This is a genomic window from Paraflavisolibacter caeni (genome assembly GCF_025628885.1).
GTDB lineage: Bacteria > Bacteroidota > Bacteroidia > Chitinophagales > Chitinophagaceae > Flavisolibacter > Flavisolibacter caeni.
Genome location: NZ_JAOTIF010000008.1, coordinates 60,211 through 79,505, shown reverse-complemented (window position 1 = coordinate 79,505; position 19,295 = coordinate 60,211). Strand labels below are relative to the sequence as shown.

At 41.8% G+C, this 19,295-nt stretch carries 12 protein-coding genes; 9 read left to right on the top strand and 3 right to left on the bottom strand.

Translation table 11 applies throughout. The features are described from left to right. The first annotated feature begins 9 nt into the window (after window positions 1-9). The 4 genes from OCK74_RS12170 to OCK74_RS12155 all read left to right on the top strand — a co-directional run bounded on the left by OCK74_RS12170 (window position 10) and on the right by OCK74_RS12155 (window position 10,350). The gene (locus OCK74_RS12170; protein WP_279297319.1) at window positions 10-8,640 is read left to right on the top strand and encodes an RHS repeat-associated core domain-containing protein; all 8,631 of its coding nucleotides are present in this window, start codon (window positions 10-12) and stop codon (window positions 8,638-8,640) included. Then, on the top strand, window positions 8,609-9,388 hold the full coding sequence (locus OCK74_RS12165; RefSeq protein ID WP_279297318.1) for a hypothetical protein: 780 nt from the start codon (window positions 8,609-8,611) through the stop codon (window positions 9,386-9,388). Before OCK74_RS12170 ends, OCK74_RS12165 begins: the two co-directional genes overlap by 32 nt. 52 nt (window positions 9,389-9,440) lie before the next feature. Further along, the gene (locus OCK74_RS12160; protein ID WP_279297317.1) at window positions 9,441-9,674 is read left to right on the top strand and encodes an RHS repeat-associated core domain-containing protein; all 234 of its coding nucleotides are present in this window, start codon (window positions 9,441-9,443) and stop codon (window positions 9,672-9,674) included. A gap of 415 nt (window positions 9,675-10,089) precedes the next feature. Continuing rightward, window positions 10,090-10,350: a hypothetical protein gene (locus tag OCK74_RS12155; RefSeq protein WP_279297316.1), complete on the top strand. Its 261-nt coding sequence runs from the start codon at window positions 10,090-10,092 to the stop codon at window positions 10,348-10,350. A gap of 100 nt (window positions 10,351-10,450) precedes the next feature. Here OCK74_RS12155 and OCK74_RS12150 read toward each other — a convergent pair whose 3' ends face one another. Beyond that, complete coding sequence (locus tag OCK74_RS12150; RefSeq protein WP_279297425.1) at window positions 10,451-10,756, bottom strand: helix-turn-helix domain-containing protein; 306 nt, start codon at window positions 10,754-10,756, stop codon at window positions 10,451-10,453. 248 nt (window positions 10,757-11,004) lie between these two features. Here OCK74_RS12150 and OCK74_RS27960 point away from each other — a divergent pair, with 248 nt between their 5' ends. Together OCK74_RS27960 and OCK74_RS12145 are read left to right on the top strand one after the other, a co-directional pair. Further along, window positions 11,005-11,202, top strand: a complete 198-nt coding sequence (locus OCK74_RS27960; protein ID WP_423803156.1) for a hypothetical protein — start codon at window positions 11,005-11,007, stop codon at window positions 11,200-11,202. 157 nt (window positions 11,203-11,359) lie between these two features. Then, a complete protein-coding gene (locus tag OCK74_RS12145; protein WP_279297315.1) occupies window positions 11,360-12,721 on the top strand; it encodes an ATP-binding protein in 1,362 nt (453 codons plus the stop codon). 175 nt (window positions 12,722-12,896) lie between these two features. Here OCK74_RS12145 and OCK74_RS12140 read toward each other — a convergent pair whose 3' ends face one another. Further along, window positions 12,897-14,444: a Fic family protein gene (locus OCK74_RS12140; protein ID WP_279297314.1), complete on the bottom strand. Its 1,548-nt coding sequence runs from the start codon at window positions 14,442-14,444 to the stop codon at window positions 12,897-12,899. Window positions 14,445-14,638: 194 nt separating this feature from the next. Beyond that, a complete protein-coding gene (locus OCK74_RS12135) occupies window positions 14,639-15,073 on the bottom strand; it encodes an MFS transporter (protein ID WP_279297313.1) in 435 nt (144 codons plus the stop codon). Window positions 15,074-15,342: 269 nt separating this feature from the next. Between OCK74_RS12135 and OCK74_RS12130 the strand changes: the two genes are divergently transcribed. The 3 genes from OCK74_RS12130 to OCK74_RS12120 all read left to right on the top strand — a co-directional run bounded on the left by OCK74_RS12130 (window position 15,343) and on the right by OCK74_RS12120 (window position 19,178). Beyond that, the gene (locus OCK74_RS12130; RefSeq protein WP_279297312.1) at window positions 15,343-16,686 is read left to right on the top strand and encodes an FAD-binding protein; all 1,344 of its coding nucleotides are present in this window, start codon (window positions 15,343-15,345) and stop codon (window positions 16,684-16,686) included. Window positions 16,687-16,922: 236 nt separating this feature from the next. Continuing rightward, window positions 16,923-17,474, top strand: a complete 552-nt coding sequence (locus tag OCK74_RS12125) for a DUF1349 domain-containing protein (protein WP_279297311.1) — start codon at window positions 16,923-16,925, stop codon at window positions 17,472-17,474. Window positions 17,475-17,759: 285 nt separating this feature from the next. Beyond that, the gene (locus tag OCK74_RS12120) at window positions 17,760-19,178 is read left to right on the top strand and encodes an outer membrane protein assembly factor BamB family protein (RefSeq protein WP_279297310.1); all 1,419 of its coding nucleotides are present in this window, start codon (window positions 17,760-17,762) and stop codon (window positions 19,176-19,178) included. Window positions 19,179-19,295 lie beyond the last annotated feature (117 nt).

Below are 19,295 nucleotides of genomic sequence, written 5' to 3'. Positions count from 1 at the left end.
AACTGTTTTATGAGACCCTTCAGAAAAGTTGCTTTGTACCCTTTTGCTGCACTTGTCTGCTTGTTTTTAACCCATTTTGCACAAGCGCAACAGGAACCGGTTTATACATATGCTTTGATTGGTGATTCTATCAAAGTGGGCAAATCAATTACCGTTCTAGATACTGTGTTTTTCAATACGATGTTGAAGCCCTCTATTTTGCGTACCAGTGCAGTCAATAATGTCCTTAGCCTACGCATTAACGAAAGTACCGGACAGATCATGCCAGACTCTTTTAGGGTAACCCTCAAGGTGAGTGCAGTATATACTGATAAAAACAACCTGGTGGATACTGTGAAAGAAAAGATGTTTTCAGTGGATTACAACAGGAACAATACTTACAAGAGTAGGGATGTTTTCTTTTTGCAGGGTGCTTATTCCATGCAATTGAAGATTTTGGACATAAGCATAGAATATGCTCCTTCCAGTGTTGTTATTCCTTTGCTTACACTCGAAAACAAAATACAGGTGGACAGGGACTATGTGATGAATCCTGTTGTAAATGGCTCTATGTCCTGTACTCCAAATGCAGTTAAGAAAGTTAATTATGAGGGAAGTACCGTAGCTGAATATGGAGAGTTAAAAATTACCTGGACGCCTAATCGTGTATCAGAAGCATATGACGTGGAATGGACCTATATAGATAAGACCGCTTTAGATAATGGTCGCTATTTGTCAGCAGGTCGGTTAGATCCTCAATTGATTTTTAAGAATAATGCTTCTCGGATTACCACCAAAGCAGCCTTTTGCCAGGTGCCTTTGCTTTATGATGGGGAAGGTAGTTTATTTTACAGGGTAAGAGGTGTGCAACAGAATCCGGATGGAGAATTGTTGTATACCGCCTGGAGCTCAGATTTCATCAATGAGGGCGGCTTGGGACGATATGACTTTACTGGTCATGAACGGACGCTCAACTGGCAGGCTACTACTACTTTTGCTGAAGAAGGCAAACGTAAATCAGTAGTTCAATACTTTGATGGCAGCTTGCGCAACCGTCAAACAGTTACCCGAGATAATACAACGGAAACTACTATTGTGGCTGAAACCTTGTATGATCACCAGGGAAGGCCAGTGATACAGGTGATGCCGGCACCCACTTTAAATAAACTCATTGGCTTTACTCCTAATTTCAATAAGGCAGATATCAATAGTGGGGAATACGACAAAAATGCCTACGATCCGTTGCAGACAGCGTCTAATTACTGTGATAAGGGAGCGGGAGCCATGAGCACATCCAGCGGTGCGGCGCAATACTATTCAACGGACAACCCCGAAAAGGATAATGGAGTGCATCAATTCATTCCCGATGCTAAAGGTTATGTTTTTACAGAAACTCAATATACACAGGATAATACTGGTCGTATTTACCGTCAGGGTGGCGTAGGCAGGGATTTCCAGATTGGGAGTGACCATGAAACCAGGTATTATTATGGTACTCCGGAACAAACCGACCTGGATGCTCTTTTTGGAACAGAAGCCGGCGATGCCTCGCACTACCAGAAAAACATGGTACGTGATGCCAACGGGCAATACAGTGTTAGTTATGTTGATATGCATGGACGCGCTGTTGCTACTGCCTTGGCAGGTAAAGAGCCGGAGAACCTGATGCGGTTGAGCACCTATCGCGATTCCATCCAAACGGAAAGCCTGCTCAGTCCCAGCAACAACCTGTTGAAAGGCACCTCGGTTGAATTATCCAAATCATTGCTGGTTACAAAAGCCGGTCCCCATATCTTCCGATACGATTTAGGTGCTACAAGCATGACGATGGATGATTGCCAGAAGAAAAAAATCTGTTACGACTGCCTGTACGACCTTACTATTACCATAAGTGATGATTGCAACAATCAGCAATTTGGAGGAAGTCCTAAGGTCATTTCAAAAAGCAATTTCAAGCTCTTCGAAATTGATACGGTATGCAGTGTGGTTCATCCTCTGAATATAGAGTTTAGCCAAATGCTGAACGAAGGCAGCTACAATATCACCAAAACTCTTTCCATCAGCCAGGAAGGCCTGCAGTATTACCAGGACAATATATATCTGAAGCAAAATACCTGCCTTACATACGAAGAAGTGCTGCGGCAACAATTAGATGTCATTCGTCAGCGCATGACTGATTGTGACCAGGGCACTGAGGATATGGCAACGTTGCACATGTACCGCGAGCAAATGATGGAAGACCTCACTCCGGGAATTGGACAATACGCTGATCCTGATATCATCCCTGATGTTACTCCTGGCTGCACCGGCTTTTCCATTTTTAATACGTTTGATGCTACTGGTAAGAAAATCTGGCAGGATCCTGCCTTGCAATACAGGGATGAAGAAGGAAAACTGGATTTTGTAGATGTAAATGGCGTTCCTACTAAACCCAATGATTTGGACCAGCAGACTTATATTGATAATTTCCAGCAAAGCTGGGCAGAAGCTTTGCTGGAAAGGCATCCTGAATTTAAATACTACCAGCAGTATGAAAAATACGCGGATAGCCACTTATGGGATGAAGACTTTCGGAAAACTGATACCTATGAACAGGCTATAAAGAAAGGTTACCTGAATCCGCTGGCCAGTACTTTTTCTCCAGCGAGTCAATTTTCCGCCGGCTCCGATCCATTATACACAGCTCATCACTTAAGTGTTTTCAAAACAGAGATGGAAAACTACATGCAGCAACCCTTTGCTGGTGTTGACAGCCGTTTAAAAGGCATATCCCTGTGGAGCGTAACCACTGTTTTGTCTAAATGCACGGAACCCATCGACAATAGCTGTACCAACTTCTACAGCCTGCCATCCAATGTATTCAATAATCAGTTGCTGTGTGTTGGCGATCTCGATATGGCATGGCGGATCTTCCGTGACATGTACCTGGATAAAAAGCAACTTTGGCTTGATCAATTTATCCGCAGCCAGATTGGCGTACAGCCGTATCCCTGCAAGCCACTGGTTCCCGTGTTCCCAATTCAGGAAAAGGTTAAAAGTGAAGAGGGCTTGGTAGCCAATGCTAGCAGTGAAGCGGATGGAAAAAATATAGCCGATGCCAGGTTGAAGGCTATGGTCGAGGAGAACTGTAAGGCCTATACGAAACGCTGGTTGGACCAGCTAGGTGCTTGTAACTATACTGAGGCGCAGTCTAATACCATATTGCAGGAGTTGATAGAGGTTTGTAAAGAAGGTGGTGATGAACAACATATAATGGGTGCCAGTACGGTTAAACCGGCCAGCACACATAAATTCCGCAGTTTTGATGAAGTAATCAGGTATTATAATGCTCAGTGGGGCATCGCTGATAACAATTGCAATGCTTATCTGATCGATAAACCCCTGCCCAACAACCAGCCTATGTTCCGTGTTCAAAAGCCGCTGTGGAGCAAACCGGAAAATTGCGAATGTGAAAAACTCAATGCCCTCTTCAATCAGTACTCGAATGTTGCAGGGAACTATAACAACTTTAGCGATTACCTGCAGAAAAAATGGAATACTCATATCAGCCAGTCCGCGCTCGACAGCCTGCGTGGCTTGTGCAGTGGCACTATTAATTGCAAGTATATACCCCAGCCAATATATCTGCCGTTTGCCCTGCAATGCAATACGGGTGAAATTTGTATAGACTGCTCACAGTTCAAGCAGGCTTATGATAGCTTTAAAGTTCGCTTTCCTTCATTGGTACCAACCTTTACAGAAGAGGATGAGGTGCAACAACAAATAAACAGGATTTTTGCCAACTATTTAAACCAGAAATTTGGCTTTAACTACACGGCTGCAGATTATTTGAACTTTTCTGCAGGCTGCGATAGCATGAAAACTGTTCTGGGTACCAATGCTACTACTGATACCACCTTACTGAAGCTTGCAGAAGCATCCTGTGCTCAGGTGGTAGTCCCTTCTACCGGCACCAACAGACCGTATAACATCAGTTGCGAACAGCTCATTACCACATATAAGAATTTTCTGGCTGACTTTCCTTATCCTGAAAAAGGAGCAACGGTTAAAGTATACAAGGAAGCAGATAATAATGTGCCATTGAGCCTAGCAGACGCTCCGGCAATGAGCATCATGCAGGAAAAAGAAACAGCTGACAACTTATCGATTGCAGTTTCCGCACTTTCGAACACTCAGGTGAGTGTATTGGCAATGCCCGACAGTATCATAGCGCCACTCCCCGATTCTATACAGGCGTTTTCAAAAAGCAGTGTTCAGACATTATCTAAAAGTTACGGATTCAATACCTTAAGCGCATCCGGCACTATGATGCTTGCTGCCCCCCCGAACCGTATTCTGGTTGACTCATTGCTCTCTGGAAAGGCGCTGTTTGAATGGTATTTCAATACGAACTTCAAAACAAGTGGTTACAGTTATGAGCAGTTTATGGACTGGATGGTAAATGGCTGTGGATACAAACTTCGCCAACTGCCATTCAGCGATGAGGTAGAGGCTTGCTGCGATACATTGCAGACGCTGTTCAATGATTTTCTGAGAAAGTATCCTCAAAATGGCGGCGCTTCTATTACAGAAACCAAAGTGGTTCCGGTGCAGAAGATCAACCACTTGCTCCAGTATTATAATTATTATGGACAGGTGGTACAGGAAGCTACCGGCCCTTCTGCAGGAGCTTTAGCTGCTATGGTATGGACGAATGGCAGCTGGTTTAAATTAAGGGAAAATGTAGGTTTCAATTTCAATGTGCTGCCACAGAATGCCACCATTAACAGTGCCGCTTTGAATCTTTATGCCAAGCCGGAACATGTGGAGTTTTATCCTTGTTGTGGAGCCCATTACAGGAAGGGGACTGATTCGGTATATGGAATTTTTGAAAGACTTGACGGTCCTGTAATACCGAATCAAACGCTTTGGAGCAATCTCCCGTCCACAAGTCCTATTAATGCACTTACACTGGTGCCTGTTAGCGGTAACGGCACAGGCGACGTGTTCAGTAATCAGGATTACCTGAACCAATCCTGTACTGGTCTGATTCAGGATTTGTACACCAGTGCGCAGGAAAACCAGAACTATGGTTTGCTGTTTCGCCTGAATCTTGAAAATCTTGGCTATAAGGGATATACTTTCTGGGGCATAACTGCACAAACGCCTGTAGGCAAAATGCCTTATCTATCCGTGAACTACACGGCTGCCCGTTGTGATGTGTTCACTGCATTTATCAACAATGCTTTAGGTACACATTTGAATTTAGAACAGATTCGCAGTCTTTACAATCAGTGTGGTATTCCACTTGATGTTTGTCCGAAACCGGAATATGATCCTGTGTTCACTCTTTGTGGCAAAGCGGAACCTATGGATGAAATTGTTCAACTGGATGCTGACGAGTGTGCCGACAGCTTGCAGATCGCCACGGTTTTAGCTACCGAACGATATCGCCTGTATGTGGATTCATTAAATAATAACTTCAGGGAAGCCTACTCGCAGAAATGCCTCAACATTCTGGACCTGGAAAGCTTTACAGTCAGCCATCCGGTCAGTGAATATCACTATACACTCTATTATTACGATCAGGCAGGAAACCTGGTGAAGACGATTTCACCCGAAGGCGTTCACCCCAATCGTAATAGCGCATGGTTGCAGCAGGTAGCCCAAAAACGTAAGTTGGGTGAAAGGCTGGTGCCCGAGCATGGCTTACCTGCCGTATACCGCTATAACAGCCTCAACGCTGTGGTTAGTCAAAGCACACCGGATGCAGGCCTTAGCCGCTTCTGGTACGACAGGCTGGGCAGATTGGTGGTAAGTCAGAATGCACAGCAAAAGCTGGAAGGCAGCTTCAGCTATACCCGGTACGATGGCTTGGGCAGGGTCACAGAAGTAGGCAAAAAGCCACAACCTTCTGTTATGACTAATGCCCTGGCACGTAACAGCAATCAACTGGCCGCCTGGTTTGGCTATACCTATACGGGTACAGATGGCCAGCGCCTGATGGCCGAAGAGGTCACACAAACAATATATGACTTTAAAGACCTCACACCTCAATTAACACAAGGTGTAGCAGGTGTGGTGCCGGTAAATCAGAAGGAATATACATTGCGTAACCGGGTAAGTTATACCCGCTACTTCAACCGCCTGTTAGTAAAAAGAGTGGGTGGAAACTTGACCATTTATACACCCCGCTATGAAGAATTTGAAAGCAGCACTACTTATGGTTATGACATTCACGGCAATGTAGATACTCTTTTGCAAACCTACCGCACCGGTGTGATGGCCAGCCATAGCGGCAATCGATTCAAAACGATTGCTTACAAATACGACCTGGTTTCCGGCAAAGTGAACGAAGTACATTATCAGCCTGGACTTAGTGATGCACTTTACCACAGGTACAGCTATGATGGCGACAACAGGTTAACTGACGTGTATACTACGGACAATAAATCCCTGATCGGCGACAGGGATCTGGAAGAGCATGAAGCACGTTACCTGTATTATAAACATGGTCCCTTAGCCAAGGCAGTCATTGGCCACCAGCAGGTACAGGGATTGGATTATGCCTATACCTTACAGGGCTGGTTCAAAGGAGTGAACAGTATAGGGGCGAGTCAGCAGCAGGATATGGGCGGTGATGGCCTTTTAGTAGCAAAAGACGCCTTTGGATTTTCTTTAAATTACTTTACCGGTGATTACAATCCTATTGGTACTGGGGTAAATCCTTTCCCCGGTCATTCCGCTTTCCTGGATGCAAATGCCTACAAGCCGTTGTACAACGGCAATATTTCTTCTATGGCTGTGAGCATTGACAAACTGGGTGCAACACAACTGTACAACTACAGGTATGACCAGTTGAACCGCCTTACAGGTATGGATGTTTACCGTGGCTTTGATGCACAGAACAATACATGGCTAGGGCTGAGTACTACCGAAGATTACAAAGAGCAGGTTACCTATGATGGCAACGGCAATATTCTTTCTTACTTAAGAAATGGAGCTGAGAGAGAAAAAGGCCTGCCCATGGATGATTTGAAATACAGTTATAACAGGGATGCTGCTGGCCAACTGTTGAACAATAGGTTAAGACATGTTAAGGATGAAGTGATTGCCAGTCTCTACACAGAAGATCTGGAAGGGCAAAAGAATGACAACTACATCTATGATGCAATTGGCAATCTGGTTCATGATGAAGCAGAAAATATTGAAAAGATTGAATGGAACGTTTATGGCAAGATCAGGAACATTTTGAAAAATGATGGCACTTCAATCACGTACAGTTATGACGCTTCAGGCAACAGGATCAGTAAGCAGGTAAGCAAGGTAGGAAGCGGTGCTGCTACCACCTGGTATGTAAGGGATGCCCAGGGAAATGTAATGGCCGTATATGAAGAAAAAGGTGGCAAACTCAACCTCACCGAGCAACACCTCTACGGGAGCGCCAGGCTGGGGCTATGGATCAGGAATATAGATATGGATGTAGTGCCCACTGCCAGTAATATTTCTTTACTGGGACCTGTAACAGTTGGTACCCTTCAAAGAGGATGGAAAAGGTATGAATTAAGCAATCACCTGGGCAATGTGTTAGCTGTAATGAGTGATAAGAAGAATGCTGTACCTTCACAGCCAAACAGTTCTTTGATTGACCACTATGAGGCTGATGTGGTAAGTGTGCAGGACTACTATTCCTTCGGTATGCAGATGCCGGGGAGGATGGTGGCTTCGGGCATGTATAGATATGGGTTTAATGGGAAGGAGAATGATAATGAGGTGAAGGGAACTGGGAATCAGATAGATTACGGTGAAAGAATCTATGACCCAAGAATAGGACGTTTTTTAAGTACAGACCCTCTTAGCAGAAGTTTTCCATGGTATACTCCTTACCAGTATGCAGGTAATAATCCCATCTTATTTATTGATATTGATGGCTTAGAACCAATAACTCCAGAACAGTTAAAAAGAACAGTCACATGGCTTGTAAGTAATAAGCCCATGTATATTGGTAATTTCAAGCGAATCCATTATGAACTATTTACAAGACGAGTATATTATGGTGAAGGTTCTTTAAATATAAGTGAACAAAATATTCTTAGAGGAGCTGTCGGTGAAGTGGTTTTTGCAGGGAGGGCAACAGTCGGATTCTTGCCATATAATAGAACTACATATAGTTTCAATAAAAACCAATCTTCTATATCTTCGCTTCGTCATGATGTTAAGTTAACGCTTACACCTATCAGGGCAGCTCAAAAGCCAGGAGAAAGAGGGGTGACAGAGCCGTTTACAAAAAGCAGAATGACATGGGATCCTGCTATTGAGTTTAATAATGCAGATGGCTCTACATACAAGTATTTAACTGATAAAAAGAATCAAACAACTTTATATGTTGAAGTAAAAACTTTAGGACAAAATTCATACAACTTCACTAACATAGTTGATGGTTTTGACCAGGCTATTAAAACAGCTACAACCTTAAAAGGACAAAAAAATAGTCTTAGTGTACTAGCTGTGGACAGTGATGCATATATGAATGCGATAAAAGATCCGGCACAATTAGGTATTTTAACTGAAAAGTTATCTGAGTTGAAATTAGCAGGAGGTCATCTCATGTTAATTAACAACCAGTATAAGAAAACTGAAAAGGAAATTAATGGTGCAACTGAAAAAGCTAAAGACAATTAAGTTATATAAATTGATTGCTGCTATCGCTTTTATGGCGATGTTGCTTTATTCATGTAAAAATAAGTCAATGCTAAACAAATTATATAAGGACAACTCACAATCAAACGTTCACTGGCGTTATTACTTATACGATAAAACAAATTTTTTTCAGGCGTTAAATTTGTTTGATTCACTACAAAATAAAAATGATAAAAATGGAGTTTTAAATGTTGTTGATACTTTATTGACCAACATAGACAGGGATTACGATAGTATTAAAACAGATAGCAGCTTTTTGCTTTTTATGCAATATGTAAACAATAGTGATAGTACTAAGAAATACGTCGATTTATATTATAATCTTGCAAAATATAAACTATCAAACTTAAAAGACAGTATTAATCAGAGTGACGAAATAGGCAGTCTGGATGAACTGAGGGAGTATTATGTTAGATATAAAGCTTCTGTTTTTTTTAAGGAAGCATGGTTTTATGTAACCAAGTATCACGTAACTGAAGTCTTTTTTAGGTTGTTTATAGATGATAAAGTTTTTAATCATCTTTTCAATCCAGATAAAACCACAGAATACCTAGAGACAGATATGTATTTGAGTATTATTTTAGGTAAATCTGTTGCAGAAAGGATTACTAAAAATGTAATTTATAAGAAGATTGTTACAAATGACTTTCAAATAAATGATTCTATTTTTTTTGAAGGATTACAGGGCGTTATAGATGATAAATACATAGTTGTTTACAGCAATGAATAAAGGTCTGGTGTAATCAATTAAGAATCCGCTGCAATCAGATATTATTACTATTGTGACACCGGCGTATAATGGAATAAATGATATTGAAAACCCAGCGAATGCAAGAGGGTTAGAAAAGTATTATCGATATGGCTTTAATGGAAAGGAGAATGACAATGAAGTGAAAGGAGATGGGAATAGTTTAGACTTTGGAGGAAGAATCTACGATCCACGCTTAGGAAGGTGGCATTCTACTGATCCGGTAGTAAAGCCTTTGGGGGTAGAAGAAAGGGTGGGTCATATGTAGATATCACTGCAGTAAAAGACGGGAGAACACTAAGAATAAATACAGTTGATGTTTACAAAAATGGAAAGCTAACAGCAAGAGAGCTTCGTAATGCAGCAAGAATAAGACAGCAAACACCTGGTGATCATTTACTTTTAATTCCAAAGAGATAAACAATGAAAAGCAAACAAATATTTTTTTTCGCTGCTGCTTCAGATATTCAATCTGTAATTCAAAAATTTGAAAATTCTTAGACTGTTCAATATTTTCAGACAGGTATGTTTGATGACTCGTTAACACCTAAGTTCAATTCGATGTCTGAATATAAAAATTTGGGTTGTGTATCAAATGGAGATTGGAATCAAATAGACAGTTTTTTGATATTGCCTAAAGAGGTAAGGATAAACATTAGAGAAATTCCTCAAAAAAAGGAGGCTTGAAGTTTGCAGTTGATCAGATGCAGAATCCGCAAAGCATTGTTATTGAAAAAGGAGGTATATTTAAAGAGGGTATTTTAATTGCGGGTTCAATTGGGACAATATCTGAGAATGAACATTCAATAATATTTTTTAAGCTTTTATCAACTTTAATTAAGAAAGAATTTATAAAGGTTGGAACTTTTTATGTAGGCAAATATGCAAAACAAAAACTCGATCATGGATGGCGATTAGTTACGAATGAAAAATCACCAAAGTAATATGATTTGGCATTAAGTTGAGTAGTTTCAGCTATCGGTAGTGTTCTATAAATAGTAAACGCTATTGTCCGGATGTATATGACTCCGGACATTTTTCTTTTTATAGTGCTGCTACATTTTTTTGGAAGAAGTCTTTGAATTTGGTTTTGGTGAGCATGCCTTCGATGATGCGGAAGATGGCCTGCTCGAGTTGGTCAATGAGTTGTAGTTTTTCTGAAACGGTTTTGTCTTTGATCTTCACTTCCATGGGCACCTTGCCTTCAAAGTGGATCACCTCGTCCACGGTCATGCCAAAGAGCTTTGCGATTTTATCCAGGGCCTCAATGGAAGGTTTCCGTTCCCCTTTTGCGATTTTGGAGTAGTTGGAGGCGTGGATGCCGGCTGCGGTGGCCACTTCTTTTTGCAGGATGCTTTTTATTCCCTGATCTTTTTGATGTTTTTGCCGATGTGCATGTTGTAGAGGTTTGCTTTGAGTTCTACAGTTAACTTCTGCAAAAGTAGTCAGGCTGACCTTTTTAGAAAGAATAGTGTTCTTTTTGATAAAATTAAATTGTCAAAATGATATTTAGTATTTTGTTTTGCACTTGTCAAAAAGACCAAAAATAGTTTTCTGATCGAGATCACCGACATCAAACGCAGCTTGCCCTTGCCCAGGTGTTGCAGCATTACGGACTGAAGTCGGATAAACACCTGCGATTGCACTGCCCCTTTCACGAGGACAAAACCCCTTCCTTGCAGGTGTATTATAAAACCCATTCGAACTGTTACGCAAGCGACTCCATGCTGGACTGTAAAGGGTATTGTAAATCAATTGGTTCTAAGTTATCACTAAAACATTGCAAATCATGGTAAATGGCTGTCATCATTTTTCTATTCTAATTACCTAAATAATTAAGCCTACCAGTTAACCCAGCTGAAATCTTGCAACTGCTTGTTGCAAAAATTATCGCTTATACAGGAGCGATAATAATTTCCGTTTTCCTATTTTCCTTTTCATTACTTTGGAGCTATGCCTGAACATCAGAATATAGAATACAAAGAATCATGGCGGGATGAATACCTGAAATGGATTTGCGGCTTCGCCAATGCGCAGGGTGGAAAAATTTATATAGGCATAGATGATAAAGGAGCAGTAAAAGGCATTACTGATTGCAAAAAGCTTCTGGAAGATATTCCCAACAAATCCATTACCCATCTTGGCTTGGTGGTAGATGTAAACCTGCACAAAAAAGAAGGAAAACATTACCTGGAAATTGTTGTGCCCACTAGCGATGTGCCCATTTCCTACCATGGCAGCTATCACTACCGGAGCGGAAGCACCAAGCAGGAGCTGAAAGGACAGCACTTGCATCGATTCATTTTAAAAAAGATGGGTAAAAGCTGGGATGATATTCCGATGCAGAACACCACCTTAGAAGACATAGACGAAGCCTCTGTTCAATTCTTTTTAAAAAGAGCACTGGACAAAGGACGCATTTCCCCGGATGCTGCCTCTGACGATCTAAAAAGTTTGCTGGAGAACCTGGAACTGTTCAATGAGGAAGGCCGGCTAAAAAGTGCAGCCATTCTGCTGTTTGGTAAAAAGCCAAAGAAGTATTTTACCACCGCTTATTTTAAGATTGGCCGCTTTGGCACTTCTGACCATGACCTGCGCTTTCAGGATGTAATAGAAGGCAATATCTTAACCATGGCAGATAAGGTCATCGAAGTGCTACGCTCTAAATACCTTGTTGCCTCTATTTCCTATAAAGGCCTTGAGCGTCTGGAACAACTGGAATACCCCGAGCCAGCCCTCAGGGAAGCCATATTGAATGCCATTGTGCATAAGGATTATACCGATACTTTTATCCAACTCAGTGTCTATGATGACAAGCTGATTCTTTGGAATCCTGGTTCGCTGCCGGATGAACTAAGTATCGAACAATTAAAATCAAAACATCCATCAAAGCCCCGGAATAAAAACATTGCTGAAATCTTCTTTAAGGCTGGATATATTGAAGCCTGGGGCCGTGGCATTACCAAAATGATTGAGGCCTGTGCTGCCGCTGGACTACCTGAGCCCATTATAGAAGAATTGGCTGGGGGTATTCAGGTAACCTTTCAAAAGGATATTTATACAGAAACCTATCTGCAGCAGCTTGGTTTGGAAAGGCGTCTAATTGAAGCTCTTCTTTTTATAAAACAAAATGACAGTATCACTAATACCCAATATCAGGAATTATTAAAAGTTTCCAAAAGAACTGCTACAAACGACCTCCAATTGCTCATGGAGAAAGGTTTGGTTACTAAAATTGGGACAACTGGTAAAGGTACTTCGTATATGCTGCAAAGGGGCAGTAAAGGGGCAAAAAGGCTTGCAAAGGGGCAGTAAAGGGGCAATTCATTCTTATAAAAGCAGATCTCTTTAATCTCCTTCCTGGTACAGATACTTTGCTTGATTGTTTAACTTCAATAAATCTATAGCCATGAACAACACAAAAGCGCAAGAATTTCTCCATGAACTTTATCCCAAAAGGAGCTTTAAGGCAATTGACGCATGGCGTTTATTATATTTTCGCAACTGGAGTACCTTTTAAGCTTTGAGCTACGAGGTACTCCAAAAACTTTGCAAATGGTTTGATATCCTGCCCAACACTTGCGCTTTCAAGTGCTTCCATATAAGTGGCTCTTGCTTCTACCGGTATTACAGTCCAGGGATATCCCCCCGAGGCCAACATAACATTCATTAAAAAGCGACCCATGCGACCATTGCCATCCATATAAGGATGTATAAAAACAAAAATGAAATGACCAAGAACAGCACGCACAGATGCCTCCGGCTCCTGCTTTAGCATTTCAAATAGCGCAGGCATTGCTTCTCTTACGGCATCCTTGTTTAATGGAACATGCTTCGATTTGCCAATATAAACCTGGTGTTTTCTATAACCAGCCAGATCAGAAGGTTTTAACAGGCCTGCTGTTACACTTGGTGCAAATAACTCCCTATACCAATCTCCATGATCTGAGTCTGCCACCTCTCCGGGATTTTCTCCATTAAGTATTTTCCGAATACTATTTTCGACCTGTTGAAAAGCTTGCCAGTAACCCCGGGCGGCCATTGCATCCCGTTGTTTTCTGTCTTCTTCGTTTTCATAATGGTTCCAGGCTCCTGTACGCACCCGCTCAATCAATTCGGGTGTGACCCGATATTTTTCTATGGAAAGTGAATGGTATGCATCGGTTAAATAAATTTCTTCAACTTTTTTGAGATAGGCATCCTTATCTGATGGAAGACCGGGAGCCTTTGGAAGAATCTCTATAACTGGCATACGCATTTGATGCCACATCAATTTAATCCGGTTTACATAAGGCGATTTTTCACGTACCGATAATTTTATTTCTAGTTTACTTTCAAACGGATCAGTTTCCCGAATATCAAAGCCAGCCGATTTCATTGTTTTCAGAATATCATCGGCTATCCTTTCCTGCCCATTATTTCTAAATGCTCCTACCAATCGTCCGGCAATGGTACTGTGACCACCATCTAATAAAAGACTTAATATTTCGGAAGCATCAGCAACCAGCGAAAGGGCAGTTCTTACATCGGTCTCGTTTTGTGTATAGGTGTTGGCAGAGCAATGAATCAATGATGCCGGCAAAGTAAGCATCCGCACACCTTCCACCACCGTAGTTTCTCTTTTGACCGGAAGTTGTGATTTCATACTGAACAAGGATGTGCCATACAGAAGTTCAGTCTTAAAATTATTAGCTTCAGGAGATTTAATTATCAATTGTGCGGGAACACTCCAGTTACCTGCATGTAGTTGGATAGATTGTTCAGCAGATATACACCAATTCTCATTATATTTTTCATTCAGAAATCTTGAACAGAAATGCCAGAAGTTGCTATACCATGACGTGCTATCCCCTGGCTTTTCATCGGGCCGGCTAATTATATACCATCCCCTGACTACTTCCTTCAAAAACCCATTTTCAACAAGCCGTTCTCTATGGGTCCTTGATAATTCATCGGATTTGATGGCCACTTTTCCTTCCTCCTGCAACTTTCTAAGTTCCTCAAGAGAATCCGCCAATCTTTCTGCAGGTGTTGCCATACTAATTGGGTATTAAAATTATAATTTAATGTTGAGGCAAAATTATAATTTAATGCTGTATAAAAATTATAAAATAATGCTTTAAAAGTTATATTAAATGAAAATCATTGCAGGCAAGCCATTTTACCCTCCATAAGTTTTACTGCCGTAATCCCAACTGTCCAAAGAGAACAGGGAACAATAACAGTGCTGCATTAGTGCTCATCGTAATACATGCCGCCAACGACTGCAGCGAAACCTCCTGCTATTTGCTGCAACGATGAATTTACACTCATGAAGGCGCCGCGATCCTGCAATTTGGGTAAGGCAGATACCAATGCCATAGAAGGCACCATGCGGCTCATGATCCCCATCATAAAAAATATATTCATCATGATCACAAACCAGAATGGCACTACAGAAAGATTGGTGTAAATGATAACCATGATCATCATCCAGACAGAGGCGAGGGCAAAAATGGTGAACTTGTCTTTTTTGTCGCTTAACTTTCCTATTACCGGCATGATGATCAATGTGCTGATGCCTGCAACCATAAACAATAGTGGTAATTGCTCCGGTGTTACATGAAGATTATTGATGGCAAACGCGCTGCAGTCATAAACGTTTACCGTACACCCCACCTGCAGCATTTAATGTCGTTTAAAGTATTGTATTTCCCTTTCGTGCCTTTTTGCGTCTTCCAATGTATCAAAAGTTCCTAGGTTCCTGCGCTTATTGGTGTTAGGGTTTTTCTTCCGGGAATAGAGCCGGTATTGCCCTGATTTCAATTTACGTATCATAAGTTATATTGGTAATCAAACCTCTGAAGTTCAATCAGCATGCCAGATTAGCTAAATCATCATTCACCATTTTTCACTATTTTGTTACTACACATACTCCACCCTTAAACAAACCAGTCATGAAAAGAAGAACATTTATAAAGTTATCTTCAGAAGTAACAGCCGGAAGTGCCCTTGCGCCTTTAACTGACTGGGTGCCTGGTGACCGGCTAAAAAACTGGGCGGGTAATATCGAGTACAGTACGGACAAAGTTTCTTATCCCAAATCGGTTGCAGAGGTACAAAGCCTGGTAAAAAAACAGAACAAGCTAAAGAGCCTGGGCACGCGCCATTGCTTCAACCGGATTGCAGATAGTAAATATCATCTTCTTGCTACAAAACACTTAAATAAGGTAATTGAATTGGATGCGCAAGCACGCACTGTAACCGTAGAGGGTGGCATGAAATATGGAGAGCTGGCTCCCTACTTGCATCAAAACGGTTTTGCCTTACACAACCTGGCTTCATTACCCCATATTTCTGTTGCCGGTTCTATTATTACTGCTACTCATGGTTCAGGAGTAAAGAACGGCAACCTGGCTACGGCTGTCCGGGCATTGGAATTGATGACCGCTGATGGAAGTATTGTTCGTCTTTCCCGTGAAAAAGATGAGCAGCAGTTCCTGGCTGCAGTAGTGGGGCTCGGTGCCTTTGGCGTGATTACCCAAGTTACCCTTGCCCTTCAACCTACTTATGAAATGCGGCAAAACGTTTTTGTCCAACTGCCGATGAACCAACTCCAAGAGCACTTTGAAGCGATCATGTCGGCAGGCTATAGTGTCAGTTTGTTTACCGACTGGCAAACTGAATCCATAAACGAAGTCTGGATCAAAAGCAGGGAGGATGAGGATAATAAGCCCGGGCAGGAGTTCTATGGGGCAAAAGCCGCCACAATAAACCTGCATCCCATTGCCGAACTTTCTGCCGAAAACTGTACGGAACAAATGGGAGTGCCGGGACCCTGGTTTGAACGGCTCCCTCATTTTAAAATGGGCTTTACACCCAGCGCAGGCAAAGAATTGCAGTCAGAATATTTTATTCCTCGCCAAAATGCCGTAGAGGCCATTGAGGCCATTCAAAGATTAGGGAAACAGATCGGTCCCCACCTTTTAATTTCTGAAATTCGCACCATTGACGCCGACGATTTTTGGATGAGTCCTTGTAGACAGCAGGCTTCCGTGGCCATTCACTTTACCTGGAAACAGGATTGGCCTTCCGTCAGTAAACTGTTGCCTTTGATTGAAAAAGAACTCTCTCCATTTCACGTTCGGCCACATTGGGGAAAACTATTCACGCTGGCACCTAACGTGCTAACCTCCCGTTATGAAAAACTGGAAGAGTTTAAAAAGGTGGTAACTGCATTTGATCCCAAGGGTAAGTTCCGAAATGATTTTTTGAATAAATATGTCTTTCAAAATGCCTGATACCAAACCGCTATCAAGTAAGGTTAAGTTTAACTTCGGATGTATGCTATACTTACCAATTAAGTTAACATGTAATAAACTACCTTAGTAAAAAGGAAATGTACATATGAGAATAGCATACCTTACACTTTTAAGCATTATAACGTTAATGAGTAGTTGCAAAGAAACCAAAGATCAGTTGGGAGACGATTGCCTGGTCAAACTGCCTAAAATAACTTTCACCAAATCGCTCAATAATGCTGCAGGACTTTATGGTTTTGAAAATGAGCGGCTCACGATTCGAAGCAAAAAAAGACTACTTTAACGATCCCGGTGGGAAATTCTCAAATAATTCCGCGCCGGTTTTATTATCCAGGGTAGATAATAAAAAGCCGTTTACATTGACTGCTAAAGTTACACCATCCTTTAAAGAAACCTATGATGCAGGTGTACTTTATATTTTTTCAACTGAGAAATTATGGCAGAAATTTGCATTTGAAAAAGATGAACGCGGAAGAACAAGAGTCGTTAGTGTAAGAACAATAGAAACTTCAGATGATAACAACCATGATATATTGACCAATGAAAGCGTTTTTTTGAAGGTGACCTCTGATACAAAAACTGTTGGTCTTTATTATTCGATAGATAATGTCACCTGGAATCTGGCAAGGCTTTATAAAAACAATTATCCTGATGTTATATGGGTAGGCCTAAGTACGCAAAGTCCCATCGGTAATGGCACTACCGCTATTTTCGAAAATTGTTCATTAACAGAAAACAGTATCAAAAACTTTCGGGAAGGTATCTAATAATTGAACTTCTTATTTCCTTAATGATTGTTTGGGTTCTGGCGATTTATACTAACTATATAAGTCGCCAGAACTATATAAAAAACACGAGTTTTGGCTAGATATAATAACCAGGTTCAATCATCGGAACTTCACAGTGCCGAAGTGAGGTACGCATTATTTACGTTCAGATATAAGGATATTAACAGAAAAAAGAGTTAGGGGAAAGCCATAAAACATATTTTTCCAGTCAATGGATTATAATTCGTTACTTGCCTTATATTTTGTACCAAGAAAACTACTGCTATGAGTAAAAGACTCAACCTATTCCTCTTTTGTACCATCCTATTGCTCTATTTCAGCTCCTGTGTGAAAGAAGGAGTGAATGTAAAAGGCTCCATTAAAGAAATTGTTTCTTTTTCCTTGAAAAAAACAGATGGTACTGCCCTTAGTGTATCTGAAGCCAGTGTTTCTATCCATAGAGATACCATCACCATTTCTGTTCCATTTCTTACCGATATTACCCGCCTGGCTCCGGAAATTGAGATCAAAGGCGTGACAATTTCGCCTGCCAGCGGTGTGGTCCAGGATTTTTCCCAACCCCTTACTTATACCGTGAAGGCAGAAGATGGCAGTATGGCCGCTTATAAGGTGATTGTAAAAATCGACAATCCCGGAGGTTTGGTGTATATAGGCAGTAGTGATCAACATTTTTATGCGCTGGACGCTCAGAAGGGTACAATAATATGGGAATATGCCAGCACTGCTTCCTTTGCTTATTCCAGTGCTACCTACGAAAATGGAACGGTGTATGTCGGCGGCATTGATAATTACGTTTATGCTTTTGATGCCATTTCGGGACGTGTAAAATGGAAGTTCCTGGCTGGCACAACAGGAGTGGAGTCGGATGCAGTGGTGGTCAACGGGACCGTTTATGTAGGCTGCAATGATGACTACCTGTATGCATTGGATGCGGGTACGGGGCAGCTCAAGTGGAAGTTTACCACAGGCGGTAATGTGAGCTCCAGTCCTACGGTATGGAACGGTGTGGTTTATTTTGGCAGCTCAGATGGCAGGCTCTATGCCCTGGATGCGGGCAGCGGGCAGTTAAAGTGGAGCTATGCAACGGGAGGAATGCTGAACCAGTCTGGGCCTGCATTGGCTAACGGAACGGTTTATGTAGGCAGCAGGGACGGGTATTTGTATGCTGTGGACGCGGTTAGCGGGATGCTGAAGTGGCGTTTTTCTGCCAATGGGATCTCCCTGGAGCAATCCAGTCCAACGGTTGCAGGCGGCATTGTTTACATTGGTGCCTGGTACGATGTGCCCAGCTTTACACGCAAGGGCAGCTTCTACGCGGTGAATGCGGCTACCGGTACTTTGGTTTGGGAGGCATTGACCAATACCGGCATCAGTTCGAGTCCTACGGTTTCGAATGGGATAGTATTTCTTACTGCTGATGATCTTTACCTGCATGCACTGGATGCAGCCACTGGAGCAACGTTATGGAAACAACGGATATTGGCGAATAGCGCCAGTCCTGCCGTTTCGAATGGAGTTGTTTATGTAGGCGGTGGGGGCAGTGGATATATTTATGCATTTGATGCTAATAGCGGCATGGAGAAATGGCGGTTGAAGACTACCGGCCTTATGACTTCCTGTCCCCTGGTCATTACGTTAAAAGGGAAGGCTGATTATGCGGGTGATTCGGGAATGATGAATTAATAAACAGTATAGCGGTATGCACTATGTAAATATTTTTACTATAGCTGATTTGATTCGTTATATGCAGCAGTAGCACTGATGCAACAATAAAAAGTACTCCTGTTTATTTTTTAATTT